Annotated in this window: 23 protein-coding genes; 11 read left to right on the top strand and 12 right to left on the bottom strand. The window is 65.1% G+C overall.

The features are described from left to right. The 3 genes from ACZLIB_RS17475 (at position 1) to gcvH (ending at position 2,525) form a co-directional block, all read left to right on the top strand. Positions 1-435 (top strand): NfeD family protein, encoded by a 435-nt coding sequence (locus ACZLIB_RS17475; protein ID WP_478468255.1) that lies wholly within the window; start codon positions 1-3, stop codon positions 433-435. 488 nt (positions 436-923) lie between these two features. Next, complete coding sequence (gene gcvT, locus ACZLIB_RS17470) at positions 924-2,036, top strand: glycine cleavage system aminomethyltransferase GcvT (protein WP_032130056.1); 1,113 nt, start codon at positions 924-926, stop codon at positions 2,034-2,036. 93 nt (positions 2,037-2,129) lie between these two features. Continuing rightward, positions 2,130-2,525: a glycine cleavage system protein GcvH gene (gene gcvH / locus ACZLIB_RS17465; protein ID WP_005410701.1), complete on the top strand. Its 396-nt coding sequence runs from the start codon at positions 2,130-2,132 to the stop codon at positions 2,523-2,525. Between the two features lie 292 nt (positions 2,526-2,817). On the opposite strand, the gene ACZLIB_RS17460 is transcribed toward gcvH, so the two are convergent. Then, a complete protein-coding gene (locus ACZLIB_RS17460; RefSeq protein ID WP_125895567.1) occupies positions 2,818-3,117 on the bottom strand; it encodes a hypothetical protein in 300 nt (99 codons plus the stop codon). Positions 3,118-3,138: 21 nt separating this feature from the next. On the opposite strand from ACZLIB_RS17460, the gene ACZLIB_RS17455 reads away from it, so the two are divergent. Continuing rightward, complete coding sequence (locus ACZLIB_RS17455) at positions 3,139-3,819, top strand: histone (RefSeq protein ID WP_182266552.1); 681 nt, start codon at positions 3,139-3,141, stop codon at positions 3,817-3,819. Positions 3,820-3,938: 119 nt separating this feature from the next. On the opposite strand, the gene ACZLIB_RS17450 is transcribed toward ACZLIB_RS17455, so the two are convergent. Continuing rightward, positions 3,939-4,832 (bottom strand): LysR family transcriptional regulator, encoded by an 894-nt coding sequence (locus tag ACZLIB_RS17450; protein ID WP_049463542.1) that lies wholly within the window; start codon positions 4,830-4,832, stop codon positions 3,939-3,941. A gap of 114 nt (positions 4,833-4,946) precedes the next feature. Between ACZLIB_RS17450 and ACZLIB_RS17445 the strand changes: the two genes are divergently transcribed. Then, entirely contained in the window at positions 4,947-5,705 is a 759-nt protein-coding gene (locus ACZLIB_RS17445) for an SDR family NAD(P)-dependent oxidoreductase (RefSeq protein WP_049400632.1), read from the top strand. A gap of 159 nt (positions 5,706-5,864) precedes the next feature. On the opposite strand, the gene ACZLIB_RS17440 is transcribed toward ACZLIB_RS17445, so the two are convergent. Both ACZLIB_RS17440 and ACZLIB_RS17435 read right to left on the bottom strand, forming a co-directional pair. Next, positions 5,865-7,099, bottom strand: a protein-coding gene (locus ACZLIB_RS17440; RefSeq protein WP_251476039.1) for an IS3 family transposase whose coding sequence is annotated in 2 segments (ribosomal slippage) — positions 5,865-6,748 and positions 6,748-7,099 — 1,236 coding nt in all. Because the reading frame shifts where the segments join, the coding sequence is not laid out codon by codon here. A 113-nt stretch (positions 7,100-7,212) separates the two neighbouring features. Next, positions 7,213-8,610 (bottom strand): serine hydrolase domain-containing protein, encoded by a 1,398-nt coding sequence (locus ACZLIB_RS17435; protein WP_032130059.1) that lies wholly within the window; start codon positions 8,608-8,610, stop codon positions 7,213-7,215. 285 nt (positions 8,611-8,895) lie between these two features. Here ACZLIB_RS17435 and ACZLIB_RS17430 point away from each other — a divergent pair, with 285 nt between their 5' ends. Both ACZLIB_RS17430 and ACZLIB_RS17425 read left to right on the top strand, forming a co-directional pair. Beyond that, entirely contained in the window at positions 8,896-10,224 is a 1,329-nt protein-coding gene (locus ACZLIB_RS17430) for an NTP/NDP exchange transporter (protein ID WP_478468253.1), read from the top strand. Between the two features lie 30 nt (positions 10,225-10,254). Beyond that, positions 10,255-10,605: a DUF1304 domain-containing protein gene (locus tag ACZLIB_RS17425; RefSeq protein ID WP_107433148.1), complete on the top strand. Its 351-nt coding sequence runs from the start codon at positions 10,255-10,257 to the stop codon at positions 10,603-10,605. A 498-nt stretch (positions 10,606-11,103) separates the two neighbouring features. On the opposite strand, the gene ACZLIB_RS17420 is transcribed toward ACZLIB_RS17425, so the two are convergent. The 3 genes from ACZLIB_RS17420 to ACZLIB_RS17410 all read right to left on the bottom strand — a co-directional run bounded on the left by ACZLIB_RS17420 (position 11,104) and on the right by ACZLIB_RS17410 (position 15,038). Beyond that, positions 11,104-11,571 (bottom strand): hotdog fold domain-containing protein, encoded by a 468-nt coding sequence (locus ACZLIB_RS17420; protein WP_478468252.1) that lies wholly within the window; start codon positions 11,569-11,571, stop codon positions 11,104-11,106. Positions 11,572-11,646: 75 nt separating this feature from the next. Next, positions 11,647-14,124: an acyl-CoA dehydrogenase gene (locus ACZLIB_RS17415; protein ID WP_478468251.1), complete on the bottom strand. Its 2,478-nt coding sequence runs from the start codon at positions 14,122-14,124 to the stop codon at positions 11,647-11,649. Further along, the gene (locus ACZLIB_RS17410) at positions 14,121-15,038 is read right to left on the bottom strand and encodes an alpha/beta fold hydrolase (protein WP_032130065.1); all 918 of its coding nucleotides are present in this window, start codon (positions 15,036-15,038) and stop codon (positions 14,121-14,123) included. The genes ACZLIB_RS17415 and ACZLIB_RS17410 overlap by 4 nt, the downstream gene beginning before the upstream one ends. Before the next feature lie 141 nt (positions 15,039-15,179). Here ACZLIB_RS17410 and ACZLIB_RS17405 point away from each other — a divergent pair, with 141 nt between their 5' ends. After that, positions 15,180-15,782: a TetR/AcrR family transcriptional regulator gene (locus ACZLIB_RS17405; protein WP_006464233.1), complete on the top strand. Its 603-nt coding sequence runs from the start codon at positions 15,180-15,182 to the stop codon at positions 15,780-15,782. Positions 15,783-15,958: 176 nt separating this feature from the next. Here ACZLIB_RS17405 and ACZLIB_RS17400 read toward each other — a convergent pair whose 3' ends face one another. The 3 genes from ACZLIB_RS17400 to hslO form a co-directional block, all read right to left on the bottom strand. Further along, on the bottom strand, positions 15,959-18,721 hold the full coding sequence (locus ACZLIB_RS17400) for a TonB-dependent receptor plug domain-containing protein (protein ID WP_032130066.1): 2,763 nt from the start codon (positions 18,719-18,721) through the stop codon (positions 15,959-15,961). A 382-nt stretch (positions 18,722-19,103) separates the two neighbouring features. Beyond that, on the bottom strand, positions 19,104-19,952 hold the full coding sequence (locus ACZLIB_RS17395) for an XOO1806 family protein (protein ID WP_049420960.1): 849 nt from the start codon (positions 19,950-19,952) through the stop codon (positions 19,104-19,106). A 116-nt stretch (positions 19,953-20,068) separates the two neighbouring features. Continuing rightward, on the bottom strand, positions 20,069-20,962 hold the full coding sequence (gene hslO, locus ACZLIB_RS17390) for an Hsp33 family molecular chaperone HslO (RefSeq protein WP_071228203.1): 894 nt from the start codon (positions 20,960-20,962) through the stop codon (positions 20,069-20,071). A 77-nt stretch (positions 20,963-21,039) separates the two neighbouring features. Here hslO and mtgA point away from each other — a divergent pair, with 77 nt between their 5' ends. The 3 genes from mtgA to ACZLIB_RS17375 are packed head-to-tail and all read left to right on the top strand — an operon-like array spanning position 21,040 to position 23,257. Then, a complete protein-coding gene (gene mtgA / locus ACZLIB_RS17385) occupies positions 21,040-21,789 on the top strand; it encodes a monofunctional biosynthetic peptidoglycan transglycosylase (protein WP_478468250.1) in 750 nt (249 codons plus the stop codon). A gap of 57 nt (positions 21,790-21,846) precedes the next feature. Continuing rightward, the gene (locus tag ACZLIB_RS17380; RefSeq protein ID WP_049401430.1) at positions 21,847-22,866 is read left to right on the top strand and encodes a glycosyltransferase family 2 protein; all 1,020 of its coding nucleotides are present in this window, start codon (positions 21,847-21,849) and stop codon (positions 22,864-22,866) included. Then, positions 22,826-23,257: a CBS domain-containing protein gene (locus ACZLIB_RS17375; RefSeq protein WP_019336409.1), complete on the top strand. Its 432-nt coding sequence runs from the start codon at positions 22,826-22,828 to the stop codon at positions 23,255-23,257. Before ACZLIB_RS17380 ends, ACZLIB_RS17375 begins: the two co-directional genes overlap by 41 nt. A 485-nt stretch (positions 23,258-23,742) precedes the next feature. Here the strand turns inward: ACZLIB_RS17375 and ACZLIB_RS17370 are convergent, their stop codons facing one another. Beyond that, positions 23,743-25,716, bottom strand: a complete 1,974-nt coding sequence (locus ACZLIB_RS17370; protein WP_478468249.1) for an AsmA family protein — start codon at positions 25,714-25,716, stop codon at positions 23,743-23,745. Between the two features lie 83 nt (positions 25,717-25,799). Further along, positions 25,800-26,438: a PAQR family membrane homeostasis protein TrhA gene (gene trhA, locus ACZLIB_RS17365; RefSeq protein WP_005410682.1), complete on the bottom strand. Its 639-nt coding sequence runs from the start codon at positions 26,436-26,438 to the stop codon at positions 25,800-25,802. Positions 26,439-26,527 lie beyond the last annotated feature (89 nt).

The following is a 26,527-nucleotide window of genomic DNA, read 5'->3' as shown; positions in this document are numbered from 1 at the left end:
ATGCGCTGGGAAGTCGTCGGTTGGGGCGCGCTGGCGCTGCTGCTGTTCGCGGCCGAAGCGCTGGCGCCGGGTGCGTTCATGCTGTGGATCGGCATTGGTGCGGCGGCGGTGTTCGTACTGGTTGCGGTGTTCAGCGACATTCCACTGTTGTGGCAGGTGATCGCCTTCGTCCTGCTGAGTGTGGTCTCGATCCAGTGCTACCGGCGCTGGGGGAGGCCGCGGGCACGACCCAGCGATGCGCCGTTGCTCAACCGCCGTGCCGAGCAGCTGGTCGGCCGGGAGGTCGCATTGCAGCAGGCCATCGTCGGTGGCCAGGGACGGGTCAGTATTGACGATGCGTCCTGGCAGGTGAATGGACCGGATCTGCAGGCCGGCAGCCTGGTACGGGTGGTGGCGGTGCAGGGCAGCACGCTGCTGGTCGAAGCGGTGGCCTAGGGGTTCCCAGCCAACGGCGGAGCCCCTCGTGGGTGGTCGCGGAAGGTGGTTCATGTGTCTGGGTCGGGCGGGTTGGGTTCGCGGGACACGCCGTAGACCCCGCTCCGCGGTCCGGCCCAGCCGCTGGCGGCTGCGCGTTCGGTCGCTTGCGAAGCAGTGCTTCGCAAGCAAAGCGCCCTCACCCATGGGGGCTCGATGGCGCCATCCATGGCGCCAACGGTCCCGCGAACCCAACCCGCCCGGCCCCCGACAGTTTCCGTGCGCGTCCAGCCCACGGAAAAAGAAAAAGAGCAAAGAGCAAAAGCACTCGCTCCGACCCGCCCCGGCCGAGTCAATCCAGAGCCGATGAACTCAGGCTTTGCGCTCCAGCTGTAGAAAGCGGCGCCGGCCGCAGGCCGGCCAAACACCCCGCTGCGCTGCGGCGCGACCTGCGGGCGACCGATCTGGGATAATGGGGATTCTTGTTTCCTCTGCTGCCGGACCCGGTCATGACCCAGAAGACGCTGCTCAACGATACCCACCGCGCCCTTGGCGCCAAGATGGTCGATTTCGGGGGTTGGGACATGCCCATCCACTACGGCTCGCAGCTCGACGAGCACCACCTCGTTCGTCGCGAGTCGGGTGTGTTCGACGTCAGCCACATGACCGTGGTCGACCTGCGCGGTGATCAGGTCAAGCCGTTCCTGCGCCGCCTGCTGGCCAACTCGGTCGACAAGCTGAAGGTGACCGGCAAGGCGCTGTACTCGTGCATGCTGAATCCGCGCGGCGGCGTCATCGACGACCTGATCGTCTACTACCTGGGCGACGATTTCTTCCGCATGGTGGTCAATGCCTCCACCCGCGAGAAGGACCTGGCCTGGCTGCGCGAGCAGGCTGCACCGTTCGGCGTCACCGTCGAGCAGCGCCCGGACCTGGCCATCCTCGCCGTGCAGGGCCCGCAGGCGCGCGACATCGTCATCGGCCTGGCCCGCGAAAGCGATCGCGCAGCGCTGGCCAAGCTGGGCCGTTTCGCCGCCCTGCAGGTGCAGTCCGATGACGGCGTCGAACTGTTTGTCGCCCGTACCGGTTACACCGGCGAAGACGGCTTCGAAATCCTGCTGCCGCAGGACGCAGTGGTCGCGTTCTGGAACCGCCTGCTGGCGGCGGGCGTGAAGCCGGCGGGCCTCGGCGCACGCGACACGCTGCGCCTGGAAGCCGGCATGAACCTGTACGGCCAGGACATGGACGAAGAGATCAGCCCGTACGAAGCGGCGCTGGCCTGGACCGTGTCGCTGGACGAAGGCCGCGACTTCATCGGCCGCGACGTGCTGGAAGCGCAGAAGGCTGCCGGCACCGCCCGCCAGATGATCGGCCTGGTGATGGACGAGAAGGGCGTGCTGCGCCATGGTCAGGCGGTGACCACCGCCGGCGGCCAGGGCGAGATCCTGTCCGGCACCTTCTCGCCGACCCTGGCCAAGGGCATCGCCTTCGCCCGTGTACCGGCCGGTGAACTTGGCGAGGTCACCGTCGACATCCGTGGCCGGCAGGTGCCGGTGCGCGTGGTCAAGTTCCCGTTCGTGCGCGAAGGTCAGGCCCAGCCCGGCGTGCTCGCCGACGCCTGATCCGAAACTGCCGATCGTCACTGACAGCAGTGGCGGCCGGTTGGTTACACTAGCCCCGTTTTTTCCACCCCTGCATATCTCTGGAGCAGTCCCATGAGCGAGATCCCCGGCGACCTCAAGTTCCTCAAGTCCCATGAGTGGGCCCGTGTCGAAGGCAATGGCCGTGTCACCGTCGGTATTTCCGACCACGCCCAGGGCCTGCTGGGTGACCTGGTCTACGTCGAACTGCCGGAAGTCGGCGCCGACGCAAAGGCTGGCGAGCAGATCGCCGTTGTCGAGTCGGTGAAGGCCGCCTCGGACGTCTACAGCCCGATCAGCGGCAAGGTCGTCGAGGTCAACTCGGCGCTGTCCGACAAGCCGGAAACCATCAATGAAGATGCCTACGGCGAAGGCTGGATGTTCGTGGTCGAACTGACCAACGCTGAAGAGGTCAACGAACTGCTGGATCCGGACGCATATGCCGAAGCCCTGGAAAACGACGACCACTGAGTCGTCACTTCCGGGTTCTGGAACGGCCACCTTCGGGTGGCCGTTTTTGTTTTGGCGAGTGCGTCGGACTCATGACGGCGGGTTCGCTCTGCACCCTCGGCGTGGCATCAGCCGACAGACGAACGGTGCCGATCAGCGTGCGCAGTTTTGCGCAAATCCGCGTTTCCGCCCCGCGCCCAAGCGATCGAATGTGAAAACTTTTCGCCCCCCGTTGCGGCCCCGTTGTGCTGGCGTTGGCGACGGTGCCGGTGACCATCGGCGATGCACGTGAGCTGTTGTCCGGAACATGTGCCTATCTGCGCAGAGTGCTTATTTCAAGTGTTTTTTGTTCAGAGAGCGCATCGACTTCGTCGTATGCGGCGCGCGTGCGCGCCGCTTCAATGGTCGTTGCAGGGCGCGCACGGCGGTGGCGAGGGCGGCGTCCGGGATGGCGCGGATGTGAAAATTTTTCGCGGGGGTTGTTGACAGTAAAAAAAACCGTGATTAGGTTTCGCCTCAGCAGACCTTGCCTGCCCAACCGAGTGCGCAGAATCAATCGTCCGATGCGAAGCAGCCCCTTCAAGACCACCGCGACCCTGATGACGGTGGACATGGCCCCGCTTCCCCCGGAGAAATGCAAGGCAACTCCCGTTCCGATGTCCGCTCCGCCGATCGAGGCGGGCATTGCCGCATCCGTAACGGCGCGCCTGACGCGCCGGCGGTCCCCGCACGCAGCATCCGCGGGTTTGATCCACCTGGGCGTTTCAACTCCCTATCACTGACGAGGAGCCATCCCATGGCAACCAAGAAAGCTGCGAAGAAGAAGCCCGCCGCCAAGAAAGCGGTGAAGAAGGTCGCGAAGAAGGCCGCTGCCAAGAAGGCAGTGAAGAAGGTCGCGAAGAAGGCGACCGCCAAGAAGGCAGTGAAGAAGGCTGCGAAGAAGGTCGCCAAGAAGACCACTGCGAAGAAGGCAGTGAAGAAGGCGGCGAAGAAGGTAGCCAAGAAGTCCACTGCCAAGAAGGCCGTCAAGAAGACCGCGAAGAAGGCCGTCAAGAAGGTAGCCAAGAAGGCCACCAAGAAGACTGCCAAGAAGGCAACGGCCCGCAAGCCGGCCAAGAAGGTCGCGAAGAAGGCAACTGCCAAGAAGGCCGTCAAGAAGACTGCCAAGAAGGCAGTAAAGAAGACCGCGAAGAAGGCGACCAAGAAGGCTGCCCCGAAGAAGGCAGCGAAGAAGGTTGCCAAGCGCAAGCCGGCCGCCCGCAAGAAGAAGGCTGCTCCGGTCGCTCTGCCGGCAACCCCGGCGCCGCTGATCTAAGTACTTCCCGATAGCCGCATCCTGAAACCCCCTTCCCTGACTGCCCAGCGGGGAGGGGGTTTTTTTATGGGCCGTTTGCAGGGTCGAGCCGTGCTCGACTGCTTTTCTGACGGTCGACGCTAGCGGTGCGGCGCCGGTGGAAAGCGCTCCACCAGGAAGTCCAGGAAGCTGCGCAGGCGGGTCGAGTGGTAGCGATCGTGGGCGTAGACCACGTGCATCGGCCGACCGGTCTGGCCGAACTCAGGGAACAGCTGCACCAGGCGTCCGGTATCGATGTCGGCAGCCAGCAGCAGTGCCGACTGCAGCACGATGCCCAGCCCGTGCAGCGCTGCCGTGCGCAGCGCTTCGCCGTTGTTGATCTGCAGCCGGCCGCCGGGCACACGCTCGAGTTCGCCAGCGTCGGCCTGCAGCCACTGTGCGAGTGCGCTCGGTTCGAAGGACAGGCACTGATGCAGGGCGAGGTCGCGCAGGCTGCGAGGCGTGCCATGCCTGGCCAGGTACGCCGGCGATGCGCACATCATCAAGCGATACGGTGCCAGCGCACGCGCCACCAGCATGCTGCTGTCGGCCAGCGTGCCGATGCGCAGCGCCGCTTCGAAACCCTCCTCGGCGAGGTCGACCACGCGGTCGCTCAGCGTGACTTCGACCCGGACATCCGGATGGCGCGCCATGTATTCGGCCAGTGCCGGTACCAGTGCGTGCGTGCCGAAGATCACCGGCGCACTGATGCGCAACGTGCCCGCCGGTGCCAGCTGCTGGTGCTGCGCCTGTGCGTCCGTTTCTTCCACCAGCCGCAGGATCTCCCGGCAGCGGGTGTAGTAGTCCTCGCCGAAGGGCGTCATGTGCTGGCGCCGGGTGGTACGGCTCAACAGCTGCATTCCCAGCCGTGCTTCCAGCGCACGCAGGTGCTTGCCGGCCATCGTCGCCGAGATATCCATCGCCGCCGCCGCAGCGCTGAGGCTGCCCTTGTCCACGATCAGTACGTAGACCTGCATGCTCTCCAGCAGATTCATCTGACACCCCGGGTGTTGAATGCTGAAACCTGCGCGGAGTTTATCAATCAGGGGTGATCAAACAGCATGTACTGGGCGGGCCGGATGTACCGGCTGGCGGATTGGGAGAACATCATGGATCTGGGGCTTGAAGGGCGTACCGCGCTGGTCACCGGGGCGGGCAGTGGCATCGGTGCCGGTGTGGCCAGGCTGCTGGCGGCCCAGGGAGTACGCATTGCGATCAGCGCACGGCGTGCCGAGCCGCTGCATGCACTGGCGGCGGAGATCGAATCTGCAGGCGCGCCGGCACCGATCGTCCTGCTGGGCGACCTCACCGATGCGGAGCAGGTACGCCACATTGCGGATGCAGCCTCGGCGGCACTGACGCGTGTCGACATCCTCGTCAATGCGGCTGGAGGAGGCCGGCCGACCACGGTGGATGCGGGGGATGATGTCTGGGAGGAAGCCATGGCCTTGAACTTCTCTTCGGCACGACGCCTGACCCAGGCACTGCTGCCGGCGATGCAGGCGCAGGGCTGGGGGCGGGTGATCAACCTCAGCGGTTCAATGGAACCGCGCGCGGTGAATGCTGCCACGGCGGCGAAGGCGGCGTTGCATCTGTGGAGCAAAGGGCTGTCGTCGGCGCTGGCCTCACAGGGCATCACGGTCAATGCAATCGCGCCGGGACGCATCAACAGTGCTCAGATCCGGGACCGGCTGCATCCCACCGAGGAAAGCCGGCGTGAGTTCATCGAACGCAACATTCCGATCGGGCGTTTTGGTGATCCGGAGGAGGTGGCGCCGCTGGTGGCCTTTCTGGCCTCGCCCTTGGCCGGCTACATCACCGGCGCGGTGATTCCGGTGGATGGCGGCATGCACTACTTCGCGCATTAGCCTTCCGTTTGTAGAGTCGAGCCATGCTCGACTGCTTTGCCCGAACAGTCGAGCACGGCTCGACTCTACAGTTCCAGCGGAGTCGAGTATGGCTCGACTCTACAAGAGTGACTCGTCCTGCCATAGGTTGACACCGATGGGTGGATGGTCCGGCCGCCGTCAGGCGGCCAAAGACGCCCGATGCATCGCATCGGGCGTCTGCATTTTAAGGGACAGGTGGGGGCGCTCAGCGTTGTAGATGTCTACGGCCTCAGCCACCATCTGGCGGGCTTGCCCCAGGTCCCGTGGGCGATGAAGCAGGAACTCGCACTTGAGGATCCCGTTGACTCGCTCTGCCAGAGCGTTCTGATAGCAGTCGTAGCCGTCGGTCATCGAGCAGGTCAGGCCGTGCCGCGCATGGATCTTCTGGTAGTAATCCGAGCAGTACTGGATTCCACGATCAGAGTGATGGATCAGCTTCTGCGATGTCTTTCTCCCTTTCAGCGCCATCTCCAGCGCCTGAGCTACCTGCTCTGTCTGTAGCGTTTCATGCACGCTCCAGCCCACGATCTTGCGCGACCAGGCATCGGTGACCAGGCTCAGATACACGAACTTCCCCTGCGTCGGCAGATAGGTGATGTCCGCCACCCACACCTGCTCGCTACCGGTTGGTATTACGCATCCTTGGCCAGGTTTGAGCAGATTCGGATGCCTGCGAAAGCGATGATGGCTGTCGGTAGTCTTGTGATAAGCCCGACGTTTCGGTACCAGCAGGCGCGCTTCCCGAAGTACGTCAAACAACCGGTCACGTCCCATGGTGATTCCCGCCGCCTGCAGCTTCGGTCCGATCAAATGGTGCAACTTGCGCGTCCCGATCCGTGGCTGCCGCACGCGGCAATCGCTCACCAGCGCCAGTGCTTTGGTCTCGCTGGCGCGTCGTCGTTGATGCCGGCACCCCGCTTGATAGAACGCCTGTCGACTGATGCCGAAATGGCGGCAAGCCCTTGCCACGCTTACGCCTTTGAGGCGCCCTTGCGTGAGGACTTGCCTGAAGGCTTTTTTACGATGCGCACCCCGTAATCCTCTTTGAGGACATCCACGATGGCTTCGAAAAGCTGTGCTTTCTCGTTGGCCTCCCGTAACTGGACCTGCAGGGCCTTGATCTGTTGTTCCGGCGTCAGCGGCGTGGCCGGTCCACTTTTGGGAGAAGTCGTCATGGGGGCAGATGATGCACCACCTGACCAATCCTGCCGACCATGGCGGCGAAGCCACTTCAGAACCGTGCTGCTGCCTTGGATACCGTATCGCTCCTGAGCCTTCTTATAGGTCAGTTCTCCACGCTCGACCTGATCGACCACGGACAACTTGAAGGCCAGCGAGTAATCCCGCTGACTGCGCCTGATTGTTGATTTCATTGAACATTCCTTTTCCAGAGGGAAAAGGTGTCAACCCAATTCAGGACGGGTCAGAGCCAATAAAAAGGGCGACCCGCAGGCCGCCCTTCGCACACACGGTGAAGCCCGCCAACTCAGCGCGGCGAGGCCACCGCACGGTTGCTCGAAGCACCCTTGCCCTTGCGCTTGTCCTGCTGCGCCGGGCTCGCGCCTTCGGCCATCAGGTTGTCACTGCCGAAGTCGGTGTCCACGTCCAGCCAGCGCTGCGTCGGCAGGCCGAGCGCGGAATCGAGCACCGTCGGCAGCAGGCCGCTGGGCAGGCCGCTTTCGCCGTTCCACATGATGGCGATGCCGAGATCGCGTTCCGGCACCAGCGCGACCAGGCCGCGATAGCCCTGCACGGCACCGGCATGGAACACCACATCGTGGCCGGCGTAGTCGAAGGTGCGCCAGCCCAGTGCGTAGCCGGCCGAATGCAGGCGCTCGCGGCGCCAGCCCGAACGCATTTCGCCCGGGGTGTTGATCAGGCTCGAATGCAGGGTGGCCAGCAGCGGTGCCGGCAGCACGTCCGGGCGATGGCCGGTGTGGGCCAGCAGCCACTGCGCCATGTCGCTGGCGCTGGCGTTGACGCCGGCGGCCGGGGCGACGCGGTAGTAGGTCGGCTTCGGTGTCAGCGACACCCAGCCATTGCGGCTGCGCACGTGCGGACGCGCCCAGCGCGAGCTGGCCTGGATGCCGGCCAGGCCGAGGCTGGCATCGTTCATGCCCAGCGGCTTGAAGATGCGGCGCTCGACCGACTGCTCGTAGAAGCTCCCCGAGGCGGCATAGACCACGTCGCCGATCAGGCTGAAGGCCACGTTCTGGTAGGCGTAGCAGTCGCCCGGCAGGCACTTCAGGCTGGTATTGGCCAGCTTCTGGGTGAGTGCGTAGTACTCGGCGTTGCCTTCGATGTCGCGGTCGTAGGCGTTGTACGGCAGGCCGACGCGGTGGCTGAGCACGTCGGCCACGGTCAGGCGATCGGTCGCTTCCGGAGAGTTCAGGCGGAAGCCCGGCACATAGTCGGTGACCTTGCTGTCCCAGCGCAGCGTGCCATCGTTGACCAGCAGTCCGGCCATGGTGCCGGCGAAGGCCTTGGACAGCGATGCCAGGCGGAACACGGTGTGGGCGTCGACCGGCAGCGGGTTGTTGACATCGGTAACGCCATAACCACGCGCGCTGAGTACGCGGCCACCCTGCACGATGGCCACGGCCATGCCGGGCACACGCTCGCCATAGGTGAGTTGCTGCGCCATCGATTCGATGTTGGCCACGTTGAAGCCGGCCGCCGGCAGCTGCACCTGCGGCACCAGGCCGGTGCGGTAAGCGGCGGGCTGGGTGTGGGCGACGGCGGTGGCGGCGGATTCGATGTTGGCCGGCATCGGCGGCAATGGCGGCGGGGTCTGCGCGGTGGTGGACAAGGCAACGGGCATCAACATGCCCAGCAAACCGGTGGCCGCCGAACGGATCGGACGACGCAGGCTGTTCTTTTTCATCGTGGAGACCCGTGCGCGACTGCTGATGGCGATTCTAGCGCCGCTTTTCCCTTGTGCACAAACAAAGCGAAGATGAATGCGCATCTCGTTGAAAAAGTTGGGATTTTGACGCCCCGAAAGCATGTGTCGGAACGTGTCGTCCGGGCGGGGCCGTGACACTGCGTTGCGGCCTTCTGCGAGGCTGCTGCTGGCGATGTTGCAGTGCATTGGCTAACGTACGCGCTTCACCGCCCCGGAGCCTGCCATGCCGCTGTCCAACCGCCGTCTTCTGGCGAGGGACACCGCGTGAGCGCGGTGAAGGGCAAGGGGCCGTTGCGTGGGCTGACGGCGGCACTGCGTGAGTCGCCGGCGCTGTGGTGGTCGTTCCTGTACTTCTTCTGCCTGCTCAGCGGCTACTACGTGCTGCGCCCGGTGCGGGAGGCGATGGCCGCCTCGGCCGACCTGGAAACGGTGTTCCCGCCGATGCTGATCGCCTGGTTCGCCAGTCATGGCATCGCGCTGAAGGATTTCGTCCTGCAGTTCCTGTTCTCCTGCGTGTTCGTGATCATGCTGGTGCTGCAGCCGGTGTACGGCTGGCTGGTCAGCCGCTTCCCACGGCGGGTGTTCCTGCCGGCGGTGTATGGGTTCTTCATCGTCACCTTGCTGGGCTTCTACGCGCTGTTCGACAGCAACGTGCCGGGGCGCGGCATGGCCTTCTTCCTCTGGGTGATGGTGTTCAACCTGTTCGCGGTGGCGGTGTTCTGGAGCTTCATGGCCGACGTGTTCTCCAACGCGCAGGCGCGGGCGTATTACGGCTACATCGGCGCGGCTGGCACCATAGGCGCGTTCCTGGGCCCGCTCATTACCAGCGCGCTGGCACAGCGTGTGGGCATCGCCAACCTGATGCTGGTGTCTGCGGGTTTCCTGATTGTCTGCTTGTTATGCATCTGGCGGTTGCGGCACTGGGCGGTGCTGCGCGAACGCGAGCAGCAGCTGGTCTCGGGCGAGAAGCCGATGGGCGGCAGCGTGCTTGACGGCCTGAAGCTGATCGCACGCGAGCCGCTGCTGCGCTGGCTGGCGGTGCTGGTGGTGTTCGGCGTGGGCGTGGGCACCCTGTTGTACAACCAGCAGGCCAGCATCGTGCGCGCGGCCTTCAACGACCCGGCTGCCAGCACCGCGTTCTTCTCGCGCATCGACCTGGCGGTGAACGCGCTGACGCTTCTGTTGCAGTTGAGTCTGACTCGCTGGCTGTTGTCGCGCCACGGCATAGCCCCGGCCCTGCTGATTCCCGCGTTCGCCATCCTGATCGGCTTCTCGGTGCTGGCCGCATCGCCGCTGCCGATGATGGTGGCGGTGGTGCAGGTGCTGACCCGCGCCAGTGAATTCTCGCTCTTCAAGCCGGCACGCGAAACCATCTACACCCGGGTGGACCGCCAATGGCGCTACAAGGCCGGTGCGGCCATCGACACGGTGGTCTACCGTGGTGCCGACCTGAGCTTCACCTGGGTGCACAAGGGCTTGTCGCTGTTTGGTTCACACGTGGTGTTCATCGGTGGCGTGGTGGCTGCCGCGTGCATGACCGCTGCCGCATTCGGTGTGCTGCGCGAAGAAAAGAAGCTGCCGCGCGACCGCTGATCCCGTCCAGTCATTTCGAGGAGAGAAACGATGTCGCTGATCGCGCTGCTGCTGACCGTGCTGGTCGCGGTGCTGCACCTGTACTTCCTGGTGCTGGAGATGTTCCTGTGGACCCGCCCGCTGGGCCTGAAGACCTTCCGCAACACGCCCGAGAAGGCAGAGACCACGCGCGTGCTGGCGGCCAACCAGGGCCTGTACAACGGCTTCCTGGCGGCGGGCATCGTGGTGGGGCTGGTGATCGATCAGCCGGTGCTGGTGACGTTCTCGCTGGCCTGCGTGGTGGTGGCCGGGTGCTATGGCGCGTACAGCGTGAGCCGGCGCATTTTCATGATCCAGGCCGTACCGGCCATTCTGGCGTTGGTGTTTCGCGCGCTGGCGTAGTTTCCAGCCAACGGCGCAGCCCCTCGTGGGGTGGTCGCGTAGAGCTGTTCATGTGATTGGTGGGGCGGGTGGGCCGTGCAGGGGACGCTGCAAGTACGTCCATGTAAGCTCGATGGCGCCATCCATGGCGCCAACGCCCCTGCACGGCCCACCCGCCCCACCCCTGACAGTTTCCGTGCGCGGCCAGCCCACAGAGAAGAAAAAGAAGATCAAGAGCAACAGCGGGTCGCTGCGCTCGTGGGTTCTGCGCGCATGAAAAAAGCGGCCGATGGGCCGCTTTTGCTTTTGTTCTTCTTTTTTCTCTTTCGTGGGTGGACGCCGCAGAGATCTGTCAGAGGCTGGAGGGGTGGGGCCGGGCGGGGTATCCGCGCCATGGATGGCGCGGCTAAGCCTCCACGGACGGATTCACGGCGTCCCCGCCTGGCCCCACCCCTCCAGCCCAACCGATGAACGGCCTTCAGCGTCCACCCACGAGGGGCTGCGCCGTTCGCGGGAACACTACTTCACCGGCGACAGCCACATGTCGATCACCGCGCTGAACACCTCGGTGCCCGCACGGTCGCGCACGCTCACCGTCACCGGCAGCGCGTAGCCTTCAGCCGTCGCCACGATCGGCTGCGCCGGCAGCGCCACTGCATGCAACATGCCGCGTGCCTTGGCCAGGTACTGCACCTGCATGCCCTTCGGGATCCAGCGCATGCCCTTCGGCAGCGAGGCATCGACCATCAACCCGGCGGTCAGCTCGGCCAGGTTGCACATCGCGATCGCGTGCACCGTGCCGATGTGGTTGCGCACCTTGCGGCGGTCGGCCAGCGTGCCTTCGCAGCGGCCGTGCTCCAGACGGGTTATGCGTGGCGCGATGCTGGCGAAGTAGGGCGCCTTGAAGCACACCGCGCGTGAGAACAGCCAGTTGCCGGCAGGCCAGCGCTGCAGGCGGTGGTAAAGCGAGAGCAGGGGCGTGGACATGGTTGACGTTCCGGTCGGCGGATAAAGCGACGGCGGGCCAAGGCCCGCCGTCGAGGCAACGCGTGTCGCGGGCGATCAGGCCGCCTGCGAATGCGGGTCCTTGTGCTGGCGGTCGTAGTAGCTGGCCGCGCGCAGTTCGTGGGTGTCGAAATCGTCCACGGTGATGGTGTCCAGGGTCAGCGTGCGCAGTTCTTCCAGCAGGCTGCGCTCGTCCTGGGTGATCACGCCTTCGGCCACGGCCTCGTCCAGCTGGCTCTTGAAGTCCAGCGCTTCGATGCCCTTGCTCTTCAGCGCCTTCAGGAACTTGCGCTCCACCGGCTCGGCCATGATCGCCTTGCTCAGGTAGCTGTTGATACGGCCGCCCGGGTTGTTCTCGCACGGGGTCAGGAACACGCCGCTGGCCAGACGGTCGCGGGCTTCGTTCGGCGCCATCAGCAGAGCGGCAACACGGCGGCTCAGGCGGTCGCCGGGGGCCTCGGCACGACGGCCCAGCGGGAAGATCAACGCCCACATCAGCCAACCGATCGGACGGATCGGGAAGTTGCGCAGCGCGGCCGACAGCGATTCTTCGATCTTGTGCACGCTGTCATGGAAGGCCCAGGCCAGCAGCGGCTGGTCGGCCTGCGGTGCGCCTTCGTCGTGGTAGCGCTTGAGCATGGCGCTGGTCATGTAGACGTGGCTCAGCACATCGCCCAGGCGGCCGGACAGCGATTCCTTGAACTTCAGCTTGCCGCCGAGGGTCATCATCGAGATGTCGGCCATCAGCGCCAGGTTGGCCGAGTAACGGTCCAGCTTGCGGAAGTAGCGGCGGGTGTAGGCGTCACCCGGGGCAGCACCGAAGCGTGCACCGGTCAGGCCGAACCAGAACGAACGCACGGCATTGGAGAGGCCATAGCGGATGTGGCCGAACAGGCTGCGATCGAACTCCTGCAGGCCGGCACGGGTATCCGGATCCTGCGCAGCCTTCATTTCCTTCAGCACCCACGGGTGGCAGAGGATCGCACCCTGGCCGAAGATCAGCAGGCTGCGGGTCATGATGTTGGCGCCTTCCACGGTGATCGCGATCGGCGCGGCCTGCCAGCTGCGGCCGGCGAAGTTGCGCGGCCCCAGGATGATGCCCTTGCCGCCGATCACGTCCATCATGTCCGAGATCACTTCGCGGCTCATGTTGGTGCAGTGGTACTTGGCGATCGCCGACGGCACCGACGGCACGTCACCACGGTCAACCGCCGCGGCGGTGGCCTGCGACAGCGCACTGATCTTGTAGGCCTTGCCGCCGATGCGGGCCAGCGCTTCTTCCACGCCTTCGAAGCGGCCGACCGACAGGCCGAACTGCTTGCGGATGCGTGCATAGGCGCCGGTCACGGCGGCACCGGCCTTGGCACCACCACTGGCGGTGGACGGCAGGGTGATCGAGCGGCCCACGGCCAGGCACTCGTTGAGCATGTTCCAGCCCTTGCCGGCCATGGCAGCGCCACCGATCAGCTGGGTCAGCGGAATGAACACGTCCTTGCCGCGGATCGGACCGTTCTGGAACGTCGAGTTCAGCGGGAAGTGGCGGCGGCCGATTTCAACACCGGCGGTGTCGCGCGGCAGCAGGCCCAGGGTGATGCCGATGTCGCGGGTATCGCCGATCAGGCCATCCGGATCGTACATGCGGAAGGCCAGGCCGATCAGCGAGGCAACCGGGGCCAGGGTGATGTAGCGCTTGTCGAAGGTCAGCTTGACGCCGAGCACCTGCTCGCCGTTCCACTCGCCCTTGCAGACGATGCCGTAGTCCGGAATCGAGGTGGCGTCGGAGCCGGCGAACGGACCGGTCAGGCCGAAGCACGGCACTTCGCGGCCATCGGCCAGGCGCGGCAGGTACTGGTCCTTCTGTTCCTGGGTGCCGTAATGCACCAGCAGTTCACCCGGGCCCAGCGAGTTGGGCACGCCGACGGTGGAGCTGACCACCGAAGACACCGACGCCAGCTTCTGGATCACCTTGTGGTGGGCCAGCGCGGAGAAGCCCAGGCCGCCGTATTCCTTCGGGATGATCATGCCGAAGAACTTGTTCTTCTTGATGAAGGCCCACAGTTCCGGCGGCAGGTCAGCGTGGACGTGGGTGATTTCCCAGTCGTTGACCATGGTGCACAGCTTTTCCACCGGGCCATCGAGGAAGGCCTGTTCTTCGGCGGTGAGCTGCGGCTTGGGATAGTTGAGCAGGATGTTCCAGTCCGGATCACCGGTGAACAGTTCACCCTCGAAACCGACCGAGCCGGTTTCCAGCGCGATGCGCTCGGTCTGCGACAGTGGCGGCAGCACCTTGCGGAACACCTTCATCATCGGGCCGGTCAGCAGCGGCTTGCGGATGAACGGCAGCAGCAGCGGCACGGCGATGACGGCCAATACAGCGGCTGCGACGATCGTGGCGGTCTGGTTGACGTAGGGAATGAACCAGCAGGCGGCCAGCAGGGCCACGCTGATCAGCGTCCAGGTAACCAGCCGCATGCGGTGGTAGGCGACGAACGCGCCTGCCAGCAGCAGGGCGAGGAAGGGAAGAACGATGCTCATGAGCGTGCTCCGGTGACGTGCTCGTTTGTGGCGGACGAAGCCGCAGCGTCTGCTGCGGGCAACACGTCCAGATAGTCCAACACAGTAGCGGTAAAGGCGTCGTTGTCATCGCCGGCGACCATGTGCGTGGCCTGCGGCAGCTGTACATGGCGCGCGTGCGGCGCCAACGCCAGGAATTCGGCCACGGTCTGCGGCGTGACCAGGTCGCTGCGACCGCCGCTGACCAGCAGCAGCGGGCACTTCACCTGGCGCGCGGCTTCGGCCAGTGCGTCCTGGTGCTGTTCGCTGTCGCGGGCCAGTTCGGCCACCAGGCGCGGGTCCCAGTGCCAGCGCCAGCGGCCGTGACCGTCTTCGCGCAGCAGCGCGCGCAGCGACTGCTCGGATTTGCGCGGACGGTGCGGCATGTAGGCCGAGATCACGTCGGCGGCCTGGCTCAGCGAGGCGAAGCCGTCGGGATGGGCGGTCATGAAGGCGAGGATGCGCTCGACACCGGCGGTATCCCAGCGCGGGGTGATGTCGACCAGCACCATCGCCGAGAACAGGCCCGGCCAGCGCGACTCGGCCAGCAGGCCGAACAGGCCCCCCATCGAGGCCGCAACCAGCACCGGCGGGCGCGGCTGTTCACCGGCCAGCACGATCAGGTCATCGGCGAACTGTTCGCCGTGATAGGGCAGGTCGGCGGCATTCCAGTCCGAATCGCCGTGACCACGTGCGTCATAAGCCAGCGTCTGCAGGCCGGCTGCAGACAGGGCACGCGCGGTGGCATTCCAGGCGTGACGGGTCTGGCCAAAACCGTGCGCGAACAGCACCCGGCCACGACGACCGTGGTCGCTGGCAGTGGCGGCGAGGCGGGCACCATGGGCCGCCTCCAGGTGCAGGTCATGGAACGCAGCGGGAGTAGGGGACGTAACCATACTTGCTAGTATGGATCGCTTGTGAGGGAAGTCAATGCTGCATCGTATGGTGCGGTGCGGCAGCCCTGCGGGAGAGCCCTTTGACGGTTTCGCCCGCAACGGCGTACTGCAACGAACCCCGGCGTATGGTTAAATCAGCCCATGAATCAACCTGACGCTTCCGCCGGCGAACCGCGCGCCGGCCGCAACAGCCGCCTGAGTGCCGAAGACTGGGCCCAGGCGGCCCTCGACCTGATTGCTGAACAAGGCGTAGGCGCCGTTGCGGTGGAACCGCTGGCGCGGCGCCTCGGCGTGACCAAGGGCAGTTTCTATTGGCATTTCCCCTCGCGTGACGCCTTGCTGCAGGCCGCGCTGGAACGCTGGGAACTGTTCGAACAGGAACAGGTGTTCGGCAGCCTGGAAGACGTACCGGACCCGCGCGTGCGCCTGCGCCAGCTGTTCCAGATGGTGGCGCATGAAGTGCAGCCGCACATCATCTACAGCGAGCTGCTGAAGGCATTGGACCATCCGATGGTGCGTCCGGTGATCGACCGCGTGTCGCAGCGCCGCCTCGACTATCTGATCGCTTCGTTCCGCCAGGCAGGGCTCAGCTCGACCGATGCGCGCCACCGCGCACGCCTGGCCTACGCCGCCTATGTCGGCTTCCTCCAGCTGTCGCTGCAGCTGCAGCAGCCCAAGCAGGCGCGTGAGGATTTCGAGGCCTATGTCGAGCATCTCATCGAGACGCTGATTCCGAACGGTTGAAGATCGCCGTACTGGTCACGAGAAAGCCGCGGCATTGCCGCGGCTTTTTTCTTGCGTGCCATCCTTGCGTGCCATCCTTGCGTGCCATCCTTGCGTGCCATCCACGTATTGCCGGAGGCACAAAGAACAACGGCCCCTTGCGGGGCCGTTGCTGCATCAGCTGATCAGTGGATCGATCAGAACTTCTGCTTGTACTGCATGTACATGTAGCGGCCCGGCAGGTCGTACTGCGGGTCGAACATGTTGTACGAGGTCGAGTACGAGACCGGCGGGTTCTTGTCCCACACGTTGTTCAGGCCGACCATGATGGTGCCCTTCCACGGCGTGTTGTAGCGGAACTGGACGTCGTGGTAGGTCGTGGCGCCCATGTGGTTTTCGCGGTTCTCGGGATCCGAGCAGTAGTTGCGCAGCGAACCACCCAGCAGGCAGGACTCGGTCATCCCCGACTTGTAACGCAGGCCGTAGTTGACGCCGAAATCACCATAGGACCAGTCGACGTACAGGTTGGAACGGATGCGCCAGTACGGATCCTGGTCGAGGTAACGTCCCTGGCGACCTTCGACCTGCGAGTCTTCCGTGGCCTTGGTTTCCCACTTGCTCAGGTAGGTGCTGTCGAGGGTGACGGTGAACTGGCCGATCGAGGTTTCCGGCAGGCGGTACAGGATGCCCAGATCCCAGCCTTCCACCTTGTACGACGCCAGGTTCTGCAGCGGCATGTTGACGTTGGTGATGGTGTAGCGCTCGGCGGCAGTGCCGTAGGTCGGGTCACGGGTGATCAGGCCGCAGTAGGCTGCCTGCTCAGCCGGCGAGCCGCCGTAGCAGTAGTTCATGATGTCCTGGATCGCCGGACGGGTGATGGCGTCTTCGATCTTGATCTGCCACCAGTCCAGGGTCACGTTCAGGCCGGTCACGAAGCTCGGGCTCCACACCAGGCCCAGCGTCTTGCTGGTCGAGGTTTCCGGCTTCAGGTTCGGGTTGGACTTCCAGGTGAACGGCTCGGCGGTCTGTGCGGCACCGGACTGCGGCACGCCATCATCGTCGCGGGTATTGGGCTGCACGAAGCCAGCCGGAACACCCTGGGCAATACACTGCGCCAGCACTGCACCGGTCGGGCCGTTGGCGGCCGCACACGGATCGGCGTAGGTTTCGAACGAATCACCATCGCCTGCGAACAGGTTGCTGATGCTCGGCGCGCGGAAGCCTTCCGAGTAGTTGCCGCGGATCATCAGGTCGTCGATCGGCTTCCAGCGGAAGCCGAACTTGTTGTTGGTGGTGTTGCCGAAGTTGCTGTACTTCGAGTAGCGGGTTGCCGCGCTGAAGTCGAGCAGCTTGGCGCCCGGCAGATCGGCCAGCACCGGGATCGACAGTTCCAGGAAGAACTCATCCAGGTCATAGCTGCCCTTGGTCGGCTTGGCGCCGTTGCCGGTGCTCAGGCCCGCAGCAATGAAGGCGTCCGGATCGAACTGGCCGGATTCCTTGCGGTACTCGTAGCCCGCAGCGAACGCCAGGGCACCTGCCGGCAACTGGGCGATCTCGCCGGAGATGTTGGCGTAGTAGCCCTTGGATACCAGGTTGGAGGAATCGTGGGCGGTGAACGAGGTGTAGTCGATGGCGCCCTGGCTGATCGAGCCTTCCGGACCCAACGCATTGACCGGTACGCAGCCCGAGATGATGTCGCCACCCGGAGCGGTAACGCACACCGGCACGCCGCCACGAAGCTCGGACGGGCCGTAGGCGTTACGCAGGTTGGCCAGGTTGAACAGGCCGTAGGTCAGGTCGTTCTGGTCGGTCTTGTCGTAGCGGTAGCCGACATCCCAGTCGAAGTTGCGATCGGCGAATTCGAAGAAGCCTTCGAAACCACCGTAGAAGTGCCAGTTCTTGACGTTCTGGTTGAACGAACGGCCGCCGCTCTCGTTGAAGCGACGGTTGACGCCGGTCAGGTCTTCACCGGTCGGGTTGTACATGCTGTCCTTGCTCAGGCGCATGCCGGTGACGGGCATGGCGGCCAGCAGCTGCTCGGACTTGCGCTCGTTGTACATCGCCTCGGTGCGGAAGGTGACGTTGTCGGTGATGTTGTACGAGCCCGATGCGAACAGCGAGGTACGTTCCTGCGGCGTCAGCAGGTAGTTGTCCGGTGCGGTGTTGTAGCCGTGGACATTGGCGTTGAACGGCGTTTCCACGCCATTGATCTGGACATAGCGCTCGTCATTGCGCAGGTAGGAACCCGGCATGCCGGTGCTGCTCTGGCCGTCGAAGAACGGCGGGCCACCGGCGGAGATCTTGCGATCGCCAGCCATGACCTTGTCTTCCTTCACGTAGGAGACACCCAGCATCAGCGACGCACGGTCGGTGGTGGTGCCGATGGTGAAGTCGGCTGCTTCGCGCTCGCCGTCACCAGCGCTGTACTGGCCCTTGTAGAAGTTGGCTTCCGCGCCATCGAAGTTCTGCTTGGTGATGATGTTCACCACGCCGGCGATGGCGTCCGAACCGTAGATGGTCGATGCACCGTCCTTCAGGATGTCGATGCGCTCGATCATCGCGGTCGGGATGGTGTTCAGATCGACGCTGCCATCCAGGCCGGTGGTCCAGCGGCGGCCGTTGACCAGCACCAGGGTGCGTGCAGAACCGAGGTTGCGCAGGCTGATGCCGGACGAACCATCACCGCCGTTGTTGAACGTACGGTTCAGGGCGGCACCGTTGGCGGCAACGCGCTGCAGGATGTCGGCGACCGAGGTCACGCCCTGCTTTTCGATGTCGGCGCGGGTCAGGCTCAGGACCGGCTGCGAGGTTTCGATGTCGGTGCTCTTGATGCGCGAACCGGTGACCGAGATGCGGTCAAGGTTGGTCGCTTCCTGGGCCTGGGCGGTGGCAGTGGACGCCACACCGGCAACGAGCGCGACCAGAACGGCATCGCGCAGCTTGTTGGACTGGAAATTCATTGGCTCTCTCTCTCCAAGAAATCTTGGCTGGGTTAATGCCCGGCGGGGGAGCGAAAAGCGCTCCCAAATCGCGAGGCTGAGCCGATAGTAGCGGGCGTTCGCCAAGAATTAAAGCTGCGTTAATCAAGTCTATGATTTTGGTAAAAATGAAAATTGATGCACGAAATCAAGGGGTTGAATCGCAGGTGACATCAATCCGTCTCGTTTGTTAGCGCAAAGTGACGAAAAAAGTTTCCGTTGATGTGTATCGCAGTATGTCGACGTGAATTGCGCGGTATCCAATTCGTCGAAAAGCGCTCTGCGTGTATCACGAACGCGCATACGCAACGGGCGCCTTTCGGCGCCCGGGAGAAGTCACTGCAGGAAGACCCAGGAGGTGGGGTCAGAGATCCTGTTCGTAACGCACATACGGCACGGTGCCGTCGTCATTGCTTTCATTGCGCGGGGAGAACGGATTCTTGCCGCGGCTGATCACGTTCTCGGCGCCAACGGTAAGTTGGCCAGACCACGGGGTACGCCAGGTCAGGCCGATGCCCAGGCCCTCCCACTTGCCGGGCTTGCCCGGCACGTCGATCACGCGGCCGATGATGCTGCCGGTGAAGTTGCCGTAGCCGGCGCCGATGCTCAGGCTCTTGCTGTCCCAGCGGTCGACGATGGACGGTGCGGCGTCGGCCAGCGGTACCAGGCGGGCCTTGGCGTAGGTACCGGCGATCGAGACAAAACCCTCGCGGCCGATGTTCTTCTGCGCGAATACGGTCAGGTCGTTCTGCTCGGCGCGCAGCGAGGGGGTCTTGTTCGGGCCGGACAGCCACGCCGGCAGCGTTTCACGGCCGGTGCCGGCGGTGATGCCGAGACGGCTGCTGCCGCGGTTCAGCGCGGCGGTACCGGTGAAGCGGCGGCTGTTGAGGTCGTCGTCGTCACCCAGGCTGGCCAGCATGCAGTGACTGGCCAGGCCGCTCATGCTGGTCCCGCTGCTGCTGTTGCAGAGCAGGCCCAGCGAATCGCCGGAGGACAGGCCGAAGGCCGCATCCAGCGAGTTGCGGCCGAAGTGCCAGCGGGCGCCGGCGGCCTGTTCACCGGTGGGCTCCAGATACAGCAGGGCCTCGACCTTGCCGCTGCCCTTGTTCCATACCGGCAGCACGGTCCGGGTGTCCTTGCTCTGCGCGTGCACGCCCGTGATCGCGCCAAGGGCGATCAGCAGGGCCAGCGGTAGACGCAGGAAGGTACGCATCGGACCAGTTCAGACAGGGACGGACAACGGAAGTTCCCGCGGAGACGGGAACTTGATCCTAGGGTGTTTATGAATTCTTAACAAGCCTTGATCCCCCCAGATGCAAGACAAGCTGTTTACTGAAGCCGTTCAGGCGCCGGTACAGTCCCCTCGGCACCGTGGAACAGTATGCCGAACTCCGTCAAAGGAAAGTGATACTCCCGCCCGCAGAATTCGCAACGGACCTCGACGGCGCCGGTGTCCGCGGCTGCGGCACGGGCCTCGTCCTCGCCCAGCGACTGCAGCATCGACGCGACCCGCTCGCGGGAACAGGAGCAGGCGAAGGACAGCGGCTTGCCGCCCATCAGTTCCGGCTTCTCTTCGTGGAACAGGCGGTGCAGCAACTGCTCGGCCGGGGTCGCCAGCAGCTCGGCCTTGCCCAGGGTCTCGAACAGGGCGCTGGCACGCGCCCAGCCGTCCTCGTCACCCTCGTCACCCGGCAGCTTCTGCAGCAGCAGTCCGGCGGCGCCGTTGCGGTCGGCGGCCAGCAGCAGGCGGGTCGGCAGCTGTTCGGACTGGCGGAAGTAGTCCTCGAAGGCCTCGTCCAGCTCCGGTGCGGTCAGCGCGACCAGGCTCTGGTAGCGCTGCGGCTCGCGCGGGTCCAGGCCCGGGTTCTCGATGGTGATCGCGAGCAGGGCGTCATCACCCAGGCTGGACAGGTCGCGCGGCGCATCGGTGCCCTCGCTGAGCTGGGCGATGCCGCGCAGGGTACCGGCAGCGGTGCACTCGGCAAACAGGGTGCGCAGCGCGGTGCTGCTGCGCAGCTGGATCGAGAGGCGGCCATCGATCTTGGTGTGGCCGGTGAACAGCGCCGAGGCCACGCAGGCCTCGCCGAGCAGTTCGGCGGCGGTATCCGGGTACTCGGCGTGGGACAGGATCTCCTGCCAGGTAGCCTGCAGGCGCACGTGGACGCCACGGACGCCAGCGTCGGGAAGCAGGAAGCGGATCAGGGAATCGGGGTTGGCGGTCATCGGCTCACATCGCGCGTAAACGAGGGCGGTTGCCGGATAATGCGCCGACAACCGGATAGAAGAAGGATGCACCAGTAATGGGGGCAGGGGGAGAGCAGCACAAGGTGGAGGCCATCGCGGAAGTCCCGCGCCGCAGGCGCTGGCGCTGGAAACGGCTGCTCTGGCTGCCGCTGCTGCTGGCCGCTTTCAGCTGCCTGCAGGTACTGGTGCTGCGGTTCATCGACCCGCCGGTATCCACGGTCATGCTGTGGCGCTATGGCGAGGCATTGGGGGAGGCCGACTGGTCCTATCGCTTGCATTACCAGTGGCGCGACCTGGACCAGATGGCAGCGAGCCTGCCGATCTCGCTGGTGGCCGCGGAGGACCAGCGCTTCCCCGACCACAACGGCTTCGACCTGCAGGCCATCGAGAAGGCCCGCGACCACAATGCCAAGGGCGGGCGCCTGCGGGGGGCCAGCACGATCAGCCAGCAGGTCGCCAAGAACCTGTTCCTCTGGCAGGGCCGCAGCTGGGTACGCAAAGGCCTGGAAGTCTGGTACACGGTGCTGATCGAAGCACTGTGGCCGAAGGAGCGCATCCTGGAGATGTACGCCAACATCGCCGAGTTCGGCGACGGCGTCTATGGCGCGCAGGCGGCGGCGCAGACGTTCTGGGGCAAGGATGCGTCCAGGTTGACCCCGGCCGAGAGCGCGCGGTTGGCGGCGGTGCTGCCGGCACCGCGGCGCTACAACGCGGCAAAGCCAGGGCCGTACGTGCAGCGGCGCGCGGCATGGATCCAGCGCCAGGCACGGCAGCTGGGCGGCGCGGCTTACCTGTCGGAAGACTGAGGACACCTGCCCTCGGGGCGGCAGGCCATGCACCTGCAGGCAACGTACAATCCGGGCATGAACCGCGAACGCCTTACTTTCGTCATCGCCGCCTACAACGAGGAGCAGGCGCTGCCGTGCCTGCATCCCCGCCTGTGTGCGGTGCTGGACGGAATGCCCGACATCGATGGCCACATCCTGTATGTGGACGATGGCAGCCACGACGGTACCTGGCAGGTGATCGCAGGATTGGCGCAGGACGACGCGCGCGTATCGGCGTTGAAGCTGTCGCGCAATTTCGGCAAGGAGGCCGCGCTGACTGCCGGCCTGGATCTGGTGCGCGACGGCGCGGCGATGATCCTGGATGCCGATGGCCAGGACCCGCCGGAACTGGTGCCGCAGTTCGTTGCGCGCTGGCGCGAGGGCCATGACAACGTCTATGGCACGCGCATGGCCCGCGATGGCGAAGCCTGGATCAAGCGCGCCACGGCGGCGGCGTTCTATCGGGTGATCGGTCGCCTGTCACGCACGCCTATCCCTGCCGACACCGGTGATTTCCGCCTGTTGTCGCCACGCGCGCTGAGTGCGCTGCGCGAGATGCGTGAACGCCACCGCTTCATGAAGGGCCTTTTCAGCTGGGTCGGATTCAAGCGTATTGCTGTGCCCTACCACCGTCACGCGCGGGTGGCCGGCTCCAGCAAGTTCAGCCTGTGGCGGCTGTGGAACTTCGCGCTGGAGGGCATCACCGGGTTCTCGACCGTTCCCCTGCGGGCGGCGACCTACATGGGCCTGGCAACGGCGGCGGTGGCCTTCGTATTCGGCGTGTGGGTGATTGCCAAGGCGGCCCTGTACGGTGACCGCGTGGCGGGTTGGCCGACGATGATGGCGGTGATCTTGTTCCTGGGCGGGGTGCAGTTGATCGCGCTGGGCCTGATCGGTGAGTACCTGGGACGGCTGTACGAGGAATCCAAGCAGCGCCCGTTGTACCTGGTTGACGCCTGGCTAGCATCCGCCGTGGCAGACTCGGCCCTGCAACCCACCCTCGGAGGGCAGGCAGATGACCACGGTACGGCAACTGTTGGACGGCAAGTCTCCTGAAGTACATGCGGTCGCGCCGGATGCGGCGGTGATCGATGCGATCCGGTTGATGGCGGAAAAGGGCATTGGCGCGGTGCTGGTGATGGACGGTCCGCGGCTGGTCGGGATCCTTTCGGAGCGCGACTACGCGCGCAAGATCGTGCTGCGTGATCGTTCGTCGCGGGATACGGCGGTGGCCGAGATCATGACGGCGAAGGTGGTGACGGTCTCGCCGGGCGAGCAGGTGGAGCACTGCCTGCAGCTGGTGACCGACTACCGCATCCGCCACCTGCCAGTGGTGGAGGGGGCACAGGTGCTGGGGGTGATTTCCATCGGCGACCTGGTGAAGTCGGTGATCGATGCGCAGCGGCGCGAGCTGGATCAGCTGCAGCAGTACATCGTGGCAGGGTGAGTTGTTCGCTGGCGGGCCTGGGGCCCGCCGGCCCGCTTTTCGAAGCTCAAAGCCAAAGCCAAAGCCGCGCCTTCCTGCTACGCCGGGAGGCGGAGGGCATGGCCGTGCAGGACACGCCGTAAACCCATCCATGGGGGCTCGATGGCGCCATCCATGGCGCCAACGGTCCTGCACGCCCATGCCCTCCGCCCTTGGACACGTTCCTGCGAGCGCGGTGCATACATGCGCGGTGGCTCGCCTTTGGTAGCTGCCAACCTTGGTTGGCAACAGCTTTTGAATTTGCTTTCTTCTTTTGACTTTGAATTTCGCTCTCGTTCCGCGCGCGCTGGAAACTGTCCGGAGCCGGAGCAAGGCGGCAGGCAGGACCGTGAGGCGCATGGATGCGCCGACCGAGCCTACAGGGACGTATTTACGGCGTGTCCTGCCTGTCGCCTTGCTCCGGCTCTACGCGCGGGAAAAGAGGCGCCGCGAACAACGCTGTAAACCTACTTCGCATATTGCCCACCGCAGTCGGCATCCTTCCCCGGCCCCAGTTCGATGGTCGCCAGCAACGCCGCCGGCGGCGCAATGCTGCCCAGTGCCAGGGCCACGGCTCCCCGGATGCCCAACGCCTTGAAGTCCGGGCGGAATGACGGGTCCTTGAACGTGCCACTGATGTGCAGTGGAGAGCGCAGTACCAGGATGCTCTTGTCCTTCGGGCGCGGTTTCAGCAGCAGGTCCAGGGTCTCGTCGCGCAGGCTGACCGTGCCTTCGCCGATGAGGATCGTATCGGTAGTGTCCACCGCCAGCGCCTGGCTGGTCATCAGGCCGTCGCGCACGCCGAAGTCGGCGAAGGCGCAGCGCAGGGGAATCTGTTTGTCGCCGGTCACCAGGAATTTCAGCGATTCGGTGATGTCCAGCCCTGCCAGTTCCATCACCAGGTTGCCGACATGGCCGCGGCCCATCGCCAGGCCGACCTTGCCACTGCTGCTGCCGAGCATCGCGGCGATCGAGTTGCCGCGGCCGCTCAGGTCCACCTCGCCGCCGATGCCGCCCTTGGCCTGCTCGGCAAGTTTCGCGTCCGGAAACAGCTGGCCGAGCTGCACGCCGCGCACGCTGGCCTTCAGGGCGGTGCTGATCTGCGGGCGGCGCGCGTCCATGCGGATCGTGCTGCGGATATCGCCTCCGGCCACGCCGAAGTTCAGCGGGTCCAGCCGCAGTACGCCGTCATCCAGCAACAGGTGCGCGTCCATGTCGTCCAGCGGCAGCGATGGCGCGTTGATGCGGTGGGCCTTCCAGCGCACGTCGGCATCCATCGCGCGCAGCTTGCCGAGGTTGTAGGGCGTGTCGGGCAGCACGCGTGCGCGGGCGGCAACCCGTGCGGCCTCGGCCTTCTGTTCGGCGTTGGCGGTTTCGCCGCCGCCGGTTTTCGGTGGGGCACCGACGAAGCCGGCAAGGTCATCGAAGTCCAGGCGCTTGGATTCCAGCGTGGCGGTCAGCCGCGGCCGCGCACCGCCCACTTCGAACTGCAGATTGCCACCGAGGTCGCTGTCGCCGACCTTGCCGGTGAAGGCGTCGTAGCGCCAGACGTTGTGGTCACGCTTGAGCCGGCCGTTCAACGCATAGGGTGGCGACGGCGGAATGGCAATGCCGAGCAGCGGATAGAGGTCGGCGAGGTCCTGGCCGCTGAGCGCAAACTGCAGATCGAACACGCGCAGCTGGAAGGGATTGGTCAGCGTGCCACTGGCTACCGCGTGGGTGGCGCCTGCTCGGCCATCGAGATGGATGCGGAACGGATGGTCGCTGTCGGTCAGCTCCAGCGGTGATTCCGTGCCGCCACGCAGGGTGAACGGATTGCCCTGCCAGTGTCCCTTGCCCTGTACCAGCAGCGGTGGCGCCGCATCGGCCTGTTTCGGCTGGCCGCTGCGCACGTCCACGCGGATATCGGTACGGCCGAGCGCGTCGAGGAACTGCAGGCGACCGTCATCGATGCGCAACCGTTTGAGCTGCGGGCTGGTCCCACCGGCGCTGCCACCGAGGAAATCCCAATTGCCCGGGTCGCCCTTGCGCGGCGCTGCTTCCAGCAGCACGTCCGGCCGGGTCAGGCGTACTTCGGGCAGCTGCACGCTGCCGCGCAGCAGCGGCCACACCCGCACGTCGATCTCGACGCGGTCTGCGGTGGCCATATCGGGTTGCTTCGCCCAGCTGGCATTGGCGAAGGTGATCGCATCGGCGCGGATCGTACTGGTGCGGCCGAGGTCGACATCAAGGTTCCCGATGTGCAGCGCACGGCCGGTGCGTGCCTGCACCGCACGCTCAACCGGCCCCTTGAACCAGTTCCAGTCCCACAGCGCGATCAGCAGCAGGAGTGCCGCCAGCAGGAAGATCAGGATCGTGAGCCAGCGCCGGCCTCGTGGGCCGGGGCGGCGGAGGCGCCAGCGGGTCGTGCGCTTTGCGGCAGGGGAGGCGGCAGCATTCACGCCGCCATGGTTGCCCCCTCTTCGTGGACAGGGCGCGAAGCGTCCATGTGCGTGGTGTGCACACGCCGCGTTCGAACGCTGGTTTACAGCACCTGCATGGTGACCGCGACGAAGTGGCAGACGCTGCCACCGATCACGAACAGGTGCCAGATCGCATGCGAATACGGGATCGATTCACGGTGGTAGAAGTAGGTCCCCAGCGTGTACGACAGGCCGCCGGCGAACAGCCAGGTGAGGGTGCCGCCGTCGATCGAAGCCCACATCGGCTTGATCGCCACGACCACCAGCCAGCCCATGGCGATGTAGATCACCGTTGAGAGCACCTTGAAGCGGCCGGTGTAGAACAGCTTGAACACCACGCCGCCCAGCGCCAGCGCCCAGATCGCGGTGAACAGGCCCCAGCCCCACGGACCACGCAGGCCGATCAGGGTGAACGGGGTATAGGTGCCCGCGATCAGCACGTAGATCGCGCAGTGGTCGAACACCTTCAAGCGGCCCTTGGCGACCGGATGCTGGATGGCGTGATACAGGGTGGAGGCGGTGTACAGCAGCAACAGCGCGATACCGAATACGATCGCGCTGGCCAGCTGCCAGCCGTCGCCGTAGATCGCAGCCAGGGTGATCAGCACCGCGCTGGCGGCCAGGGCGAACACCGCGCCCAGGCCATGGGTCAGGGCGCTGGCGATTTCTTCACGGATCGAAGCAATGGACGTCGTGGACATGGGCATGGGCATCGTTCACGGGGAGGGGGACCCGCGTCCCCCTATCATCGCCGCGATGGCCGCCGTGTGCACGCCCGTCACCGTATGGT

The sequence above is a fragment of the Stenotrophomonas sp. 220_Sma genome (assembly GCF_056487375.1).
This window is presented reverse-complemented; position numbering and strand designations above follow the sequence as displayed.